The 13,359-nt window shown below is 39.9% G+C and carries 15 protein-coding genes; 7 read left to right on the top strand and 8 right to left on the bottom strand.

Going from position 1 to position 13,359, the window contains the following annotated elements; all coding sequences use genetic code 11:
* The first annotated feature begins 286 nt into the window (after positions 1–286).
* Together LV85_RS04970 and LV85_RS04975 are read left to right on the top strand one after the other, a co-directional pair.
* Positions 287–1,666 (top strand): MATE family efflux transporter, encoded by a 1,380-nt coding sequence (locus tag LV85_RS04970; protein WP_111317076.1) that lies wholly within the window; start codon positions 287–289, stop codon positions 1,664–1,666.
* Between the two features lie 62 nt (positions 1,667–1,728).
* Positions 1,729–2,016 carry a hypothetical protein gene (locus tag LV85_RS04975; RefSeq protein ID WP_111317077.1) on the top strand — a complete coding sequence of 96 codons (288 nt, stop codon included), beginning with the start codon at positions 1,729–1,731 and terminating at the stop codon, positions 2,014–2,016.
* A gap of 592 nt (positions 2,017–2,608) precedes the next feature.
* Here LV85_RS04975 and LV85_RS22035 read toward each other — a convergent pair.
* The gene (locus LV85_RS22035; RefSeq protein WP_158531144.1) at positions 2,609–2,776 is read right to left on the bottom strand and encodes a hypothetical protein; all 168 of its coding nucleotides are present in this window, start codon (positions 2,774–2,776) and stop codon (positions 2,609–2,611) included.
* A gap of 881 nt (positions 2,777–3,657) precedes the next feature.
* On the opposite strand from LV85_RS22035, the gene LV85_RS04980 reads away from it, so the two are divergent.
* Positions 3,658–4,095, top strand: coding sequence for a VOC family protein (locus LV85_RS04980; RefSeq protein WP_111317078.1), 438 nt, complete (start codon positions 3,658–3,660; stop codon positions 4,093–4,095).
* Between the two features lie 310 nt (positions 4,096–4,405).
* A complete protein-coding gene (locus LV85_RS04985) occupies positions 4,406–4,885 on the top strand; it encodes a YehS family protein (protein WP_111317079.1) in 480 nt (159 codons plus the stop codon).
* A gap of 30 nt (positions 4,886–4,915) precedes the next feature.
* Here the strand turns inward: LV85_RS04985 and LV85_RS04990 are convergent, their stop codons facing one another.
* The 6 genes from LV85_RS04990 to LV85_RS05015 form a co-directional block, all read right to left on the bottom strand.
* Complete coding sequence (locus LV85_RS04990; RefSeq protein ID WP_111317080.1) at positions 4,916–7,135, bottom strand: xanthine dehydrogenase family protein molybdopterin-binding subunit; 2,220 nt, start codon at positions 7,133–7,135, stop codon at positions 4,916–4,918.
* The gene (locus LV85_RS04995; RefSeq protein ID WP_111317081.1) at positions 7,132–7,605 is read right to left on the bottom strand and encodes a (2Fe-2S)-binding protein; all 474 of its coding nucleotides are present in this window, start codon (positions 7,603–7,605) and stop codon (positions 7,132–7,134) included. Before LV85_RS04995 ends, LV85_RS04990 begins: the two co-directional genes overlap by 4 nt.
* A 199-nt stretch (positions 7,606–7,804) precedes the next feature.
* Complete coding sequence (locus LV85_RS05000; protein WP_111317082.1) at positions 7,805–8,503, bottom strand: SCO family protein; 699 nt, start codon at positions 8,501–8,503, stop codon at positions 7,805–7,807.
* Between the two features lie 2 nt (positions 8,504–8,505).
* A complete protein-coding gene (locus LV85_RS05005; protein WP_245942152.1) occupies positions 8,506–9,279 on the bottom strand; it encodes a formylglycine-generating enzyme family protein in 774 nt (257 codons plus the stop codon).
* Entirely contained in the window at positions 9,280–10,734 is a 1,455-nt protein-coding gene (gene nirK, locus LV85_RS05010) for a copper-containing nitrite reductase (RefSeq protein WP_111317083.1), read from the bottom strand.
* A gap of 228 nt (positions 10,735–10,962) precedes the next feature.
* A complete protein-coding gene (locus tag LV85_RS05015; protein WP_111317084.1) occupies positions 10,963–11,181 on the bottom strand; it encodes a YwbE family protein in 219 nt (72 codons plus the stop codon).
* A gap of 162 nt (positions 11,182–11,343) precedes the next feature.
* On the opposite strand from LV85_RS05015, the gene LV85_RS05020 reads away from it, so the two are divergent.
* From LV85_RS05020 to LV85_RS05030, 3 genes are read left to right on the top strand one after another with little or no spacing between them, the layout of a single operon-like run.
* On the top strand, positions 11,344–11,802 hold the full coding sequence (locus tag LV85_RS05020) for a hypothetical protein (protein WP_111317085.1): 459 nt from the start codon (positions 11,344–11,346) through the stop codon (positions 11,800–11,802).
* 21 nt (positions 11,803–11,823) lie between these two features.
* Complete coding sequence (locus LV85_RS05025) at positions 11,824–12,285, top strand: hypothetical protein (protein ID WP_111317086.1); 462 nt, start codon at positions 11,824–11,826, stop codon at positions 12,283–12,285.
* A gap of 7 nt (positions 12,286–12,292) precedes the next feature.
* The gene (locus LV85_RS05030) at positions 12,293–12,760 is read left to right on the top strand and encodes a hypothetical protein (protein ID WP_111317087.1); all 468 of its coding nucleotides are present in this window, start codon (positions 12,293–12,295) and stop codon (positions 12,758–12,760) included.
* An 86-nt stretch (positions 12,761–12,846) separates the two neighbouring features.
* Here LV85_RS05030 and LV85_RS05035 read toward each other — a convergent pair whose 3' ends face one another.
* Positions 12,847–13,095: an acyl carrier protein gene (locus tag LV85_RS05035; RefSeq protein WP_111317088.1), complete on the bottom strand. Its 249-nt coding sequence runs from the start codon at positions 13,093–13,095 to the stop codon at positions 12,847–12,849.
* Between the last annotated feature and the right edge of the window lie 264 nt (positions 13,096–13,359).

Consider the following 13,359-nt stretch of genomic DNA (forward strand, 5'->3'; position numbering starts at 1 on the left):
TAAAAAGCCTCGGCAAGCTTGGTGGCCTGATTATGTTTTGAAATTCCCGCTACTCCCTAACCTATATATGATCTTCGGGGGGCGAGCCTGGCGAGACCAATTTGGAGATAATGTGCCCTAGCATAATACCGAATGTATAGAAATGAATATAGGAAGACGGAAGACCGAGGTAAAAGACGACAAAAAGTGTCTGTTACACGTCTGGTAACTCTATAATAACAAGGGGAGCTTTTTGGTCATCAGAAAATTGCTTTTCTTACGTGCTTCATAATTTTTCTTATCAGCAATGACTTGGCAATTAATCAAAGATGCCCTGCGAGGCAAAGAGCAGGATTTTACTAGCCTCTCACTTAAAACAGCCATTTTCGTACTAGCCATTCCCATGATCCTAGAGATGATGATGGAATCGGCATTTGCTGTCGTGGATATCTTCTTTGTGGCCAAATTGGGAGAGCATGCCATCGCTACCGTCGGGCTAACTGAATCGGTGGTTGTACTTGTTTATGCCATGGGTTTTGGGATTAGTATGGCGGCCACGGCATTGATTTCAAGGAGATTTGGTGAAAAGGAATATAAAGAAGCTGGAGCTGCGGCTTTTCAACTGCTCATCGTAGGTGGAGCTATATCAATTGTTCTAGGGATTCTGGGCTGGACTTTCGCCCCGGATATCTTGGGATTGATGGGAGCAGAGGCTCAGGTTATTGAAACTGGCGTCAGCTATACCCGGATTATTTTTGCGGGTAATACGGCCATCATGCTGCTGTTTTTGCTCAATGGAGCTTTTCGAGGAGCAGGACAGGCGCATCATGCGATGAGATCTCTTTGGATCGCCAATGGATTGAATATGATTTTGGATCCGATTCTGATTTTTGGGATTGGAAATTTAGAAGGCTTTGGGCTGGAAGGAGCTGCGATAGCTACCACTTTTGGTAGAGGTGTTGGTGTAGTGTATCAGTTATATCACCTGTTCAACGGGAAGCATAAGCTGAAAATTCTGAGAGAAAACATTGTTATTTCTTGGGCAATCATCAAAAAAATAATGGAAATCGCAGCTGGAGGAATGGGGCAGTTTCTGATTGATTCGGTTTCTTGGATTGCACTTACACGTATGAATGCAGAGTTTGGATCCGCTTCTTTGGCTGGTTTTACGATTGCGTTTAGAATATTGATATTCACTCTTTTACCAGCTTGGGGTTTATCTGGTGCTGCATCTACTTTGGTAGGGCAGAACCTAGGAGCAAAGCAGCCCGATCGGGCTGAAAAGGCTGTTTGGATTACTACCAGATATACCGTGATCTTTATGGCTTCCGTGACGGGTATTTATATTCTGTTCAACCAGGAACTGGCTGGATTCTTTACCGATATCCCGGAAGTTCAGTCCGTAGCTGCACAGGGATTATGGGTGGTGGCATTGGGTTATGTTTTCTTTGCGGTAGGGATGGTTTTGACTCAGGCTTTCAATGGTGCTGGAGATACCAAAACTCCAGCTTGGATTAATATCGGAGTGCTTTGGTTTATCGAGATTCCACTGGCTTATGTCTTGGCGTTTACCTTTGGTTTGGCTCATTTGGGGATTTTCATTTCCATCGCTTTCAGTCATAGTTTTCATTCTTTGGTTTCTCTGTATTTCTTCAGAAAAGGCAAATGGAAGCTTATGGAGGTTTGAGGTGTTGTTTTTATAGCACTTCAATTTAAGTATATTAAATACTTGTAAATGATTGGATTATCATGGATTTCAGGGAAGCTATAATTTTAGATAAGTTGGTGGAAACTCTGAACGCTGCAGGACTGTCCCTTATTCCTGAAAGAGGAGTACTATTAGATCGAATTAGGATTCGAATGGAGGAAACACCCCTGAACCAAACCAAAAAGGAAGATACTAATGACCGAGAATTCACTTCGCCAGTTTGTTTCGCTGCTAGCGAGGAGGTTCAGGCAGATTACCAAAATGAAAATTATGATTTGAAGCAAATCGATGAATATATTGATCGATTGATTTTGGGTGAAGAAGCATAGTGTTTCTTGATCAAGCTTTGCCGCAAACCTGCATACCGACGGCAAGTCATTGTAGATAAATTTTGCTGATTAAGTCGCAGAATATTTTGTCCTAGCGGGACAACTGGTCTGTAGCTGTGAGGAATAGATGTTCGTTCCCTCGTTCCATCTGAACGAATGGTGATTTACTTTCACGAGTCGTTCCTACGGAACGAGGGTCTTTTTTAATTCTGTTTTGCTACAAACCAGACATTCCTACGGAATGAAACGAGTATTGATTTAGGGTATGCTTAGTACCTTGATTATTGAATTTGATCATTGACTATTGAAAATTTATTCTTCAAGTTTTCCAGCTAAGCTTTGTACCGATGGCAATTAATCGGAGGTAAATTTTGCTGATTAAGTCGCAGAATATTTTGTCCTAGCGGGACAACTGGTCTGTAGCTGTGAGGAATAGATGTTCGTTCCCTCGTTCCCTCGGAACGAATGGTGATTTGTTTTCAGGAGTCGTTCCTACGGAACGAGGGGTCTTTTTTAATTCTGTTTTGCTACAAACCAGACGTTCCTACGGACCGTAACGGGTATTAATATAGGGCGAGATTTTCTACCATGATTATTGAGTTTGATCATTGACTATTGAAAATTTATTCTTCAAGTTTTCCTGCATATCGACGGCAAGCCATTGTAGGTTAATATTGCTGATTAAGTCGTAGAATGTTTTGTCCCAGCGGGACAATTGGTCTGTAGCTGTCAGGAATAGATGTTCGTTCCCTCGTTCCATAGGAACGAATGGTGATTTACTTTCACGAGTCGTTCCCTCGGAACGAGGGGGATTTATATATTCTTTTGTGCTACAAACCAGACGTTCATACGGCACGTAAAGTCAATTTATTTAGGGTAGTCTTTCTTCCTAGATTGTTGAATTTGATCATTGACTATTGAAAATTTATTCTTCACGCTTTCCTGCATACGGACGGCAAGTCATTGTAGATAAATTTAGCTGAGTAAGTCGTAGAATATTTTGTCCTAGCGGGACAACTGGTCTGTAGCTGTGAGGAATAGATGTTCGTTCCCTCGTTCCATCGGAACGAATGGTGATTTACTTTCACGAGACGTTCCTACGGAACGAGGGGGATTTATAAATTCTTTTGTGCTACAAACCAGACGTTCCTATGGAACGTAACGGGTATTGATTTAGGGTGTGCTTAGTACCTTGATTATTGAATTTGATCATTGACTATTGAAAATTTATTCTTCAAGTTTTCCTGCATACCGACGGCAAGTCATTGTAGATAAATTTTGCTGAGTAAGTCGTAGAATATTTTGTCCCAGCGGGACATCTGGTTTGTAGCTGTGAGGAGTAAATGTTCGTTCCCTCGTTCCATAGGAACGAATGGTGATTTACTTTCACGAGTCGTTCCTACGGAACGAGGATTCTTTTTTAATTCTGTTTTGATACAAACCAGACGTTCCTACGGAACGAAATTGCAATTTATTTAGGGTATGCCTTCTACCTTGAACATTGAATTTGATCATTGAATATTGAAAATTTCTTGCTTTTCATCAGACTTGCATGTCAACGGCATGTCTTCTTAGATCAGCGGGAAATTTATTGAACATTGATTATCTTATAGAAAATATCTAATGCTAACCCAAAACACTATGACAACTTTAAACACTTATTTGACTTTCGAAGGAAACTGTGAAAATGCCTTCAATTTCTACCGCTCAGTTTTCGGAGGAGAATTCGCCCATGTGGGAAGATTTGCTGATATGCCGGCAGACCCTAATTATCCCATCGCTGATGAAGCAAGAAATCAAATCATGCATATCAGTTTGCCTATCAGCAAGGAATGTGTCCTGATGGGATCAGATACAGGTGGGCATGGCGGGCCATTGACAGTTGGAAACAATTTCTCCATTTCTATAAACACTGATTCTAAAGAAAAGGCAGATACTTTTTTTGAGAAGCTTTCTGCTAAGGGTAAGGTGACAATGAGTATGGAAAAAACCTTCTGGGGAGATTACTTCGGAATGGTTACAGATCGATTTGGGATAAATTGGATGATAAGTTTTGCTGAGGAGGCGCAAAAGGGCTGATATAAAGAAGTATTGTGATTATCCGCAATGATGCCAGTCACCTTAGATTCTTTGTTTATCTGGTCGGAAGACCGAAGACCGAAATGTCCTCAATTATATATTTAAACATATCCTAGATGGTTTTTCTCTCTTTATTGGTAGATAAGCGGATATACATAAAAAGTATTTTAAAGTTGAAGACAAGTCCTGCTTCTCGCGAAGCAGGACAACTGTCTGAAGCAAGATTACTGTGGGTTTATGGCCATCGCGGTTAAAGACTTCTCTGAAAAAAGCTTAATTTTAGGCCTTCAAACAAGATTTAAAACTCCTTATGACCAATAACGACGTAGCCCGTAGCCTTCGCTATACTTTTGATTTCAACGATTTTACGATGATAGAAATCATCAAATCAGCAGGGGAGACGGTAGATCGGGAATTGGTAGCAAATTGGCTAAAGCGTGATGATGATCCTGAGTTTGAAGAAATGTACGACAAGGAATTGGCGACATTTTTAAATGGGTTTATCATCCTGAAGCGTGGCAAAAAAGATGGGGAAGTTCCAGTTGCTGAGAAAAGATTGAACAACAATATTATTTTCCGCAAGCTTAAAATAGCGTTGAATTTCAAGGATGAGGATATCCTGGAGATTTTGAGCTCTGCTGACAGAAACATCAGCAAGCATGAGTTGAGTGCATTTTTTCGCAAGCCAGGACAGGCGCAATTCCGTCCGTGCAAAGATCAGATTTTGAGGAATTTTCTAAAGGGATTGCAGGAGAAGTATAGACCTACTGTGACAGAGAAGGGTGATTGAATAGGAGGATTCTAGAAATACCATTTTCACTTATCCTAAAATTTTCTCGGCAGTAATCGGAAGATTATAGACCCGCTTTCCGCAGGCATTATAAACAGCATTCGCAATTGCAGCACCAGTAGGAGGCATAGAGACTTCTCCACCACCTTCTGCGGGTTCAGTAGGACGATCAATCATTGCAACTTCCAGTTCAGGAATATCGGAAAACCGAAATACAGGATATCTATTCCAATCAGTGCTGGTAATCTCGTTTCCTGCAAAGGTTACTTGCTCTTTCAGCGTCCAGCTAGCAGCCTGAAGCATACCACCTTCGATTTGGTTGATAATTCCATCTAGATTGATGATTTCGCCTACGTCCACTGCAGCCCACATTTTCTTGAGTTTTATCGTTCCTGCAGATTTATCAACCCAGACTTTGGCGGCACAAGCGGAATATGCACTTGTATTTTTATAGCGGGAAAAAGAATAACCCATACCTTCTCCATCTTTCAAGTTTTCTCTTTCGCACATTAACTTGATTTTGTTAATAACCGCAATGGCTCTTTCATCTTCCAAATGTGCCAATCTAAAGGCTAATGGGTCTTTTCCGGCTTTTTCTGCTAACTCATCCATAAATGACTCGATGGAAAAAATGGTGGTATAAGAAGCCAAGCTTCGCAAAGAAGAAACACGCAACGGGCCGTCAAAGTAGTGTGCATTCACCTGCATATTAGGAATGCTATAATATGGATCTGCATTTCTATGAGCTCCTCCCAAATATCCTCGGCCTGTTAATGGAATAGCCTGCTCAAAATACCTGGTATCCAATAGTGTAGCCGGATCTTTATCTGGTCTTATGCTATGGGAATCTGACCACACATCGGCCTTCCAAGAATAGATTTTACCATTGGCGTTCATGCTAGCCTCCAATTCCATAATCATGGCAGTTCCATACGGATCCCAGGTGTTTTCATCATGTCGTGACCACTGTACTCGAATGTGTTTCCCAGGATGCGCCATGGCTAGAATTGCAGCATCAGCAGCGGCATCATCTGCAGTACTATGTCCGAAGCATCCTGCTCCAGGAACGGCAATCACATGGAGTTTATCCTCATCCATCTTTAGCATGGCTGCAATTGCCCGCCGCATAGGATATATTCCCTGTGAATGTGACCAAATGTGTAAGACTTTCCTATCATACATCGCTATTCCACATGCGGGACCTATTGCCCCATGCTTGAGGTATGGCTTGGTAAAAGTGGCTTTGAAAGTTTGATTTTCTGCATATTCGATTGAGACATCACCCTGGTTTTTAATATTTTTGGGTTTTTCGGCAATGGACTTTATGTGAGAGAAAAGAGCTTTTTGTTCTGGGAAAGCTGGGTTTGGAGTCCATTTGGAATGTCTATTTAAATAGGATTCTGCTTTCACAGCTTGGTACTCTCGCTCGGTAATCACTCCTACAAACCTTCCATTTACTACCGTCTTGACAATACCAGAAACTTCCGAAGAAAGGCCCGATTCATCAAGATTTATCAATTTTGATTGATAACCTGCAGGTCTGAGTACCCGTGCATGTAGCATCCCAGGAAATCGTAAATCTTGTATATAGACTTCCTCACCATGTACCATTTTTTCAATGTCCATTCTCGGAATGGATTTACCTACGTATCGATAGTCGGATTTAGCTTTAAGTGGAACAAGCTTACTGACTTCCATTTCAAGTTGTGTACCATCAAGTATTTCTGAAAAATTCAAGGAGAGATTGCTGTTCTTGGATTTGACCTGTCCATTGATTAGGATCAGATCTTCTTCAGGGGTATTTAATTTTGTGCTAGCCAACTCCAATAGTTTTTGCCTGGCAGTGGCAGCGGCATAGCGAACAGACATCGCGCTATTTGGGATGGAGCTACTTCCAGCTGTATAGCCTTCATCGGGAGTTACTCCAGTTTCTGCCAGATGAACTTCTACTTGCTCTAGTTCCAATTCCAATTCTTCAGCGGCTACCTGTCTAACGGCTGTTCGGATTCCCTGACCCAATTCTACTTTACCGGAATACACCAATACTCTTCCGTCTTCCAATACATTTAGCCAAGCATTCACTGGATTTGCAAATCGCAAGTTTCGATTTAAGTTACTCTCAAAACTCCCGTTTTGATCAAGTAAAGAATCTTCATCTCCAAAGTTGTAACTGAGTAAAGGGAAGCCAATACTTATAAAACCGATGTTACGCAGAAATTTTCTTCTGCTGTTTTTTGGGAATTCAATCATGGTCCAGTTTGATTTTTAGCTGCACTTTTGATCGCTTTGATGATGCGCGTGTGAGCAGAACAACGACAAAGATTTAATTCCAAGGCTTCTTTGATTTCAGTATCAGTAGGCCTAGGGTTTTCATTGAGTAAGCCTGTTGCGGCCATTAACATCCCATTCAAACAGTAGCCGCATTGGGCTGCTTGCTCTTTGATAAAAGCCTCCTGAAGGGCATGCATTTTTCCATTGGACTCCACCAAACCCTCCAATGTTATGATCTCCGAATTACCGATAGAAGCGATAGGTAACAAACAACTAGTTACTGCTTTTCCATCCTTCAAAACCATACAAGCACCACATTGAGACAGCCCACAGCCGAACTTTGGGCCATTGAGTTGTAGGTAATCACGTAGAGCATATAGCAGTGGCGTGTCAGCTTCTGTGTCTATCACTTTCTGTGTACCATTGATATGTAAGGTGTATTTTGGCATAGTCAATTTGAGTAACTGTTAAGATAGGAAATAGAATAATAAATCTAGAACCGTACTTACAAAAGGATGATGAGTACCCACACAAAATCCCAACCTAAAAGGCTGGGATTTAATTTGACTTATCCCTATTCAAACTAGTGAAATTGGATTATTGAATGTGCTGAATATAGGGTGTTTCTTAGACCCAAAAATATTCAGACTATTCGCTGAGTGATTTTACTTCTTCTACAAGCTTGTCATTGCTTACTCCTAGCCCTTCTTGCTGATATTGCAATACGCCATGTTTGTCGAAAACAGAAATGATGTTGGTATGAGAAAAGTCAATAGGGGAGATCTTCTTGTATTTCATCGAGAGCACATTTGAGAATTCCCTCACATCATCCAGCGTTCCTTGTAGCAATATCCATTGATCACCCTCCAAATGTTCTTCTTTGGCGTAGGCTTTTAATTTCTCTGGAGTGTCCTTTTCTGGATCTATACTTACCAATACATAGTCAATGTTTGGATCATCTACTTTATTTTTGATATTTCTCATATCTGCCACCAATCTAGGACAAGCAGCTTCACATGAGGTGTAGATCATCACTACTACCAGCACTTTTCCTTTCAGATCAGTAAGCTGAATTTTTTCATTGTTTTGGGTATTCCATGAAGAGGTAAGGTTGAAAATAGAATTATCGGATGCGTTATCGGTTGCCAAAACTGGAGCTTCCAGGGAACTTACTTTTACTAAATCCATCTTACATACCGGGCAAGTGCCAGGATGATCATAGGTCTTATGATCTACACATTTCATGGGACAGATGTACTGTTCTGAATCATCCGTTTGCTTTTGGCAGGCAAAGAGATTTACCAACAGTACTAGAGATAACAGTTGGAAGATATACTTTAATTTCATAGTTAGTTAGATTTAGCACATCGAAAACCTAGGTTTTTGATGCTATAATTAGCCTTAATGCTTCCTCGGAAGGCATAGCGCATAAATGCGGCATAGTCTCGAAGATTGCTAGCGCTGATGGCTGCGCCTGCACAAAAAAGGTTTCTATCTGCATCTCCATCTCTTCGGGATTCTCCTGATATCAAGACGGAATTGAAATCACTGGTCCATTCCCAGACCAATCCATGCATATCATATACACCCCAGTAGTTTTCATAAGTGCTTCCCACTTGTTTGCTGGAGGTGTTGGGTGTTTCATAGCTTTCTACTATGCGTTGATTGAAAAGACTGTCGTTTTCTGCATTAGGATTGGTTTCGCTTGCTCTTGCAGCCAGCTCCCACTCATCTACAGAGGGTAGTCTTTTGTCTTGGCAGGCACAATAAGCTTTGGCAGCAAACCAAGATACATTGGTGACAGGTGAATTGGGATTCATATGACTACCTAGTAGTTCATCATCTTGCCACTCTGAGAGGTAATTTCCATTGGCAAAAATTGCTTTAGCATTAGATTTCTGCCATTCTGGATAGTTTTTTACAAAATCCAGGTATTGCTCATTGGTGACAGGGTATACATCCAGCAGGAAGTCATCAACCCAAACCTTGCTTGAATCTAAACCATAAAGGGGGGACAATGCCCCCCCTTTTACTGGTTTCATCGCAGTAATATCTTGACCAATTCCGAAATGTGTTATACAGAAGAAAGCTAGAAACACTCCGATGTATTTTGTATTATTCATTTAGTGTGAACTCTTGGCCTTGGTAACCATAATAGGAGTTACTTCAGTACCATTATTACCCCAACTATTATATACGTAAGTCAATACACTAGCTACTTCCTCGTCAGACAAAGTTTGTGCTGTCATAACTGAGTTGTAGGTTTCACCATTTACTTCGATTTCTCCTGATAGACCATGAAGTACGATCGAAATAGCTCTATCCACATCAGCATTTAGGTAATCAGATTTTGCCAATGGAGGGAATGCACTTGGGATTCCTTGTCCTTCTTCCTGGTGACAGGCAAGACATGTTCTAGCATATAATCTTTTCCCGTTCTCAATTCTTTCGGATAGAGAAGCTGCTTGAGGGGCTGCTGGGGCACCTTTATCACCTGGCATGGTCTGAATAGTACCACCTTCAGGCTGATAAATTCCTTCTTGAATAGTTCCAGAGTACACATCTGCGTTTTCATCTCCAGTTACATTCAGCATTCCGAGTGCACCTTTGTTGAATGCTCTAAAGATGGCGTGATCTACCAATACCAAAGTACCCGGAGCTTCCACTTTAAATTCTACGATTGCAGCTCCTCCAGGAGGAATAAGTGTAGTTTGTACATCATGGTTTATCAATTTTCCACCTTCGACATGGACTCTGTCAAATATTTCTCCAATCACGTGGAAAGAAGAAGTTAGATTTGGTCCACCATTACCTACATAAAGACGTATAGTTTCTCCTACCTCAGCTGTAAGCGCATTGTCTCCAGTAAGTGCATTTGTACTACCGTTGAATACCACATAATCAGCATCTTCGTCAATGGCTTTTTGCATATCGAAAGGTTGTAATCCAGGCTCACCATTAGATCCTTTGGTGTAGAAGTCTCCTTGCATTACGTAATATTCCTTGTCTACAGTAGGCAATCCCCCAGGAGGCTCGACCAAAATCAACCCATACATTCCATTTGCTATGTGCATACCAACGGGTGCAGTAGCACAGTGATAGACATACAATCCTGGATTAAGGGTTTTGAATGAAAAAGTAATCTCATGACCTGGGGCCACAAAAGAAGATGAAGCTCCACCACCTGGTCCTGTTACGGCATGAAGGTCAATGTTGTGTGGAAGTTTGTTGTTTGGGTGGTTTTTCAGCGTAAATTCCACTTCATCACCTAGTCTCGTTCGGATAAAACTTCCTGGCACAGAACCTCCAAATGTCCAATAGATGTAACTCACTCCATTTGCCATTTGTGCTTCTTCTTCCAGAATCTCCATATCAACTAGGACATGCTTTGCTGGCCTGCTTCCAATGGGATCTGGTACATGTGGTGGACTGGTAAGTTGAGCAGTGATCTTGCCGTTTGTTTTGATGTCGACGGCACTTTCACCACTTTCATGGCTACCTCCACTACATCCAGCTAGGCTAATAATTACTCCTAAAAAAAGGAGCTTTATCCATCTGCTTTCTAATCGATATTTCATAATCAATCGTTTAAAATGAACAATAATTAAAAATTTTTTATTCTGTTTACTTTTAATAATTCATCCTTCTGAGATTCTAAATATCCTTTGCAGTTTAAAATCACTGGTTATTGGCTGTTTAGAGCACCTTTGAATTATCATACAAAAATATAAATATTTTTATGGTCAAATAACAATTAATCTCTTGTAACTATCTGATTTATATCATATAAAATTGGTTTTATTATACTATTCTTCTCCGATAAATACATTTACAACTCGTCCTACTTCACCTGTATCAAGCATTACTTTGATACCATGCGGATGAGTAGGCGAAGAGGTGAGAATTCTCTTTACAAACCCTTCGGTAAGTTCTCCACTACGCTGATGATGCTTTTGTATAATGCTGACTTCGCTGTCGATTTGTATGTTTTTTCGGATGGTTCCTGAGAGAGTTTTCTTTTCCATTAGAATTGATTTCTATGATGATGACGTAATTTACAGATGACTTTGCTCCTAAAATAATTTAAGAAGTTATTACCAGCTGTAGCGTTTTTGAAATCTTCTTCGTCATGTGTATGGTTTTGATTTTCTTTAGGTTAATCAATTTTTCTTCAATATATTTTCTTTATGAAAACTAAGCTACTGTATTTGTTTTTAATTGCTTTTCTAGCCTTTTCCTGCGATGATGGAGATAAAAATCCAGATAAAACACTGATTGGAACTTGGGAATTAGCATCTAGAGGTTCTGAATTTGACTTCGCAAGTACCTTTATAATCAGTGCTGATGGTACTATCAAAGGAATGAATACTATCAGAAAAAAAGACTCCCGCACGGTTTTAGGGTATCAGAGCGTATTTTCAGGAAGTTATACCATTGAAGGGACTATTTTAATTATTAAAAGAAATGAGGTAGCATACTTGACTAATCCTGATTTGGACTATGTAGATAAGGAGGATTTAACCAGTATTGAAGGCGATTTAGGTGAGAATTGGTATACTATAAATGATTCCTTTACAAAATTATATTATAGCTGTGGTCCCGGCGAGCTTTGCTCTCCGCCAAAGCCTTATTTGAAAATCAAATAAACTCTTTAAAATTATCGTGCTATGATGAATAAAAAATTACTTTATCTGATCGCAAGTGTTTTACTTCTGCTAGGCTGTAGTGATGAGGAAGTAACTCCAGAGAGAACTATTACAGGGACATGGCAATCTGTTTTTCATCTCGAAGATTATGACCAAGTAAGCACATTTGAAATTATTCCAGACGGTACAATTAAAGGAAGTGTGACTCTACGCCAAAAAGGTTCGCGGGTCGATTTGGGCTATTCAAGCGAATTTATAGGAATCTATCGTGTAGAAGATTCTAAGCTGATTATTACAAGAAACCAATTTTCCCTTCCAGCAGATTCGAAGCTTCAATATTCGGATAAGGAACTCCTGATGTCGGTAGAGGATGGGAAAACTATTAGGGAGTACGCTATTGAAAGTGACTTCTCAAAGTTCTATTACAGATGTGGAGTGAATGAGAGTTGCCCCCCACCAAAACCTTTTATTAAGATTGATTAGAAAAATTATGAAAATCAACTTATTTCCTGCCGTATTTCTTGTGCTACTGCTCCTTGGATGCAAAAATGAGGATGAAATCAACCCTGAAGTTTTGACACAGAATCAATGGCTGAGAGTCTATGAATATTCAGATGCAGATCAACCCTATGATATAGTGTATTCTATTGATTTTAAGTCAGATGGTAAAGTTTATTCTGAGGTTTTTGTTAGAGATATGGAGACCAAGAATGTGTTAGGGTTCCTGGAATATTACAATGGTACCTATCAAATAATTGAAAATAAAGTGACCGTATCAATTATAGAACATTTCATTAACATGGGTGGAACGTTTTATTCGAACAAAGAGGGTCTAAGTTTACAGAATATAGAAAACCAATCCAGAGAATATCAACTTAGAAAAAATAATTCCGAACTTCATACACTTATGCCTCTCTATGCTAGTTCTTTGGGCATTATTTACAAAAGAATTGATTAACAGGTGATTTGTATTTATTTATTAAAAAGGGCTGAATTCCAGTATGAATTCAGCCCTTTTTAGTTGGTTTAGTTTTGGCACTCAGATCAATTTTCCTGAGGGATATTCACAAGCAGAGCGATCAAGTCTTTTGGTGTGTGAACCATCCCTAATTTTTCCTCTTGGAAAATGACTTGAAGTTGATATTCTAACTCGAATATCAGACCATTGATAAAAACCGGATCCATGTGCAATTGTTGGATGAAATCTGCATTTTTCTGCGATCCAATTAGCGTGATGCCATAGGAGTGAAAGACCTCAATGGCTTTTTTTAGTAGAGTAAATTGTTGGTTCATAATTCTCTGGTTAAAAGTTAGTTTATCATCTTTTCAATTTGTTGGATTATAACACGATAAAGACAACGATAGAAAACATGAAAAAGGTTTTCAAATTGGCATTTGTTAACATTAATTAGAAAAGTGAATTTTCTCTTTAGATATGGATTTACGCTGAGCTAATGGAATTCATACCCCGAACCCTCATTACTTCTATCGTCGTGCTATTAGTCTGACAACATATACGTAGCCAGAAATGAAATCGGATTAAATGGAGTTCATTCC

It is taken from the genome of Algoriphagus chordae (genome assembly GCF_003254055.1).
GTDB lineage: Bacteria > Bacteroidota > Bacteroidia > Cytophagales > Cyclobacteriaceae > Algoriphagus > Algoriphagus chordae.

Coding starts and splice junctions, on each gene's coding strand:
- LV85_RS04970 (WP_111317076.1), top strand. CDS start 287: ATGACTTGGCAATTAATCAAAGATGCCCTGCGAGGCAAAGAGCAGGAT.
- LV85_RS05035 (WP_111317088.1), bottom strand. CDS start 13,095: ATGAACCAACAATTTACTCTACTAAAAAAAGCCATTGAGGTCTTTCAC.
- LV85_RS05025 (WP_111317086.1), top strand. CDS start 11,824: ATGATGAATAAAAAATTACTTTATCTGATCGCAAGTGTTTTACTTCTG.
- LV85_RS04985 (WP_111317079.1), top strand. CDS start 4,406: ATGACCAATAACGACGTAGCCCGTAGCCTTCGCTATACTTTTGATTTC.
- LV85_RS04995 (WP_111317081.1), bottom strand. CDS start 7,605: ATGCCAAAATACACCTTACATATCAATGGTACACAGAAAGTGATAGAC.
- LV85_RS04990 (WP_111317080.1), bottom strand. CDS start 7,135: ATGATTGAATTCCCAAAAAACAGCAGAAGAAAATTTCTGCGTAACATC.
- LV85_RS05000 (WP_111317082.1), bottom strand. CDS start 8,503: ATGAAATTAAAGTATATCTTCCAACTGTTATCTCTAGTACTGTTGGTA.
- LV85_RS05020 (WP_111317085.1), top strand. CDS start 11,344: ATGAAAACTAAGCTACTGTATTTGTTTTTAATTGCTTTTCTAGCCTTT.
- nirK (WP_111317083.1), bottom strand. CDS start 10,734: ATGAAATATCGATTAGAAAGCAGATGGATAAAGCTCCTTTTTTTAGGA.
- LV85_RS05030 (WP_111317087.1), top strand. CDS start 12,293: ATGAAAATCAACTTATTTCCTGCCGTATTTCTTGTGCTACTGCTCCTT.
- LV85_RS05005 (WP_245942152.1), bottom strand. CDS start 9,279: ATGAATAATACAAAATACATCGGAGTGTTTCTAGCTTTCTTCTGTATA.
- LV85_RS22035 (WP_158531144.1), bottom strand. CDS start 2,776: ATGGAACGAGGGAACGAACATCTATTCCTGACAGCTACAGACCAATTG.
- LV85_RS05015 (WP_111317084.1), bottom strand. CDS start 11,181: ATGGAAAAGAAAACTCTCTCAGGAACCATCCGAAAAAACATACAAATC.
- LV85_RS04980 (WP_111317078.1), top strand. CDS start 3,658: ATGACAACTTTAAACACTTATTTGACTTTCGAAGGAAACTGTGAAAAT.
- LV85_RS04975 (WP_111317077.1), top strand. CDS start 1,729: ATGGATTTCAGGGAAGCTATAATTTTAGATAAGTTGGTGGAAACTCTG.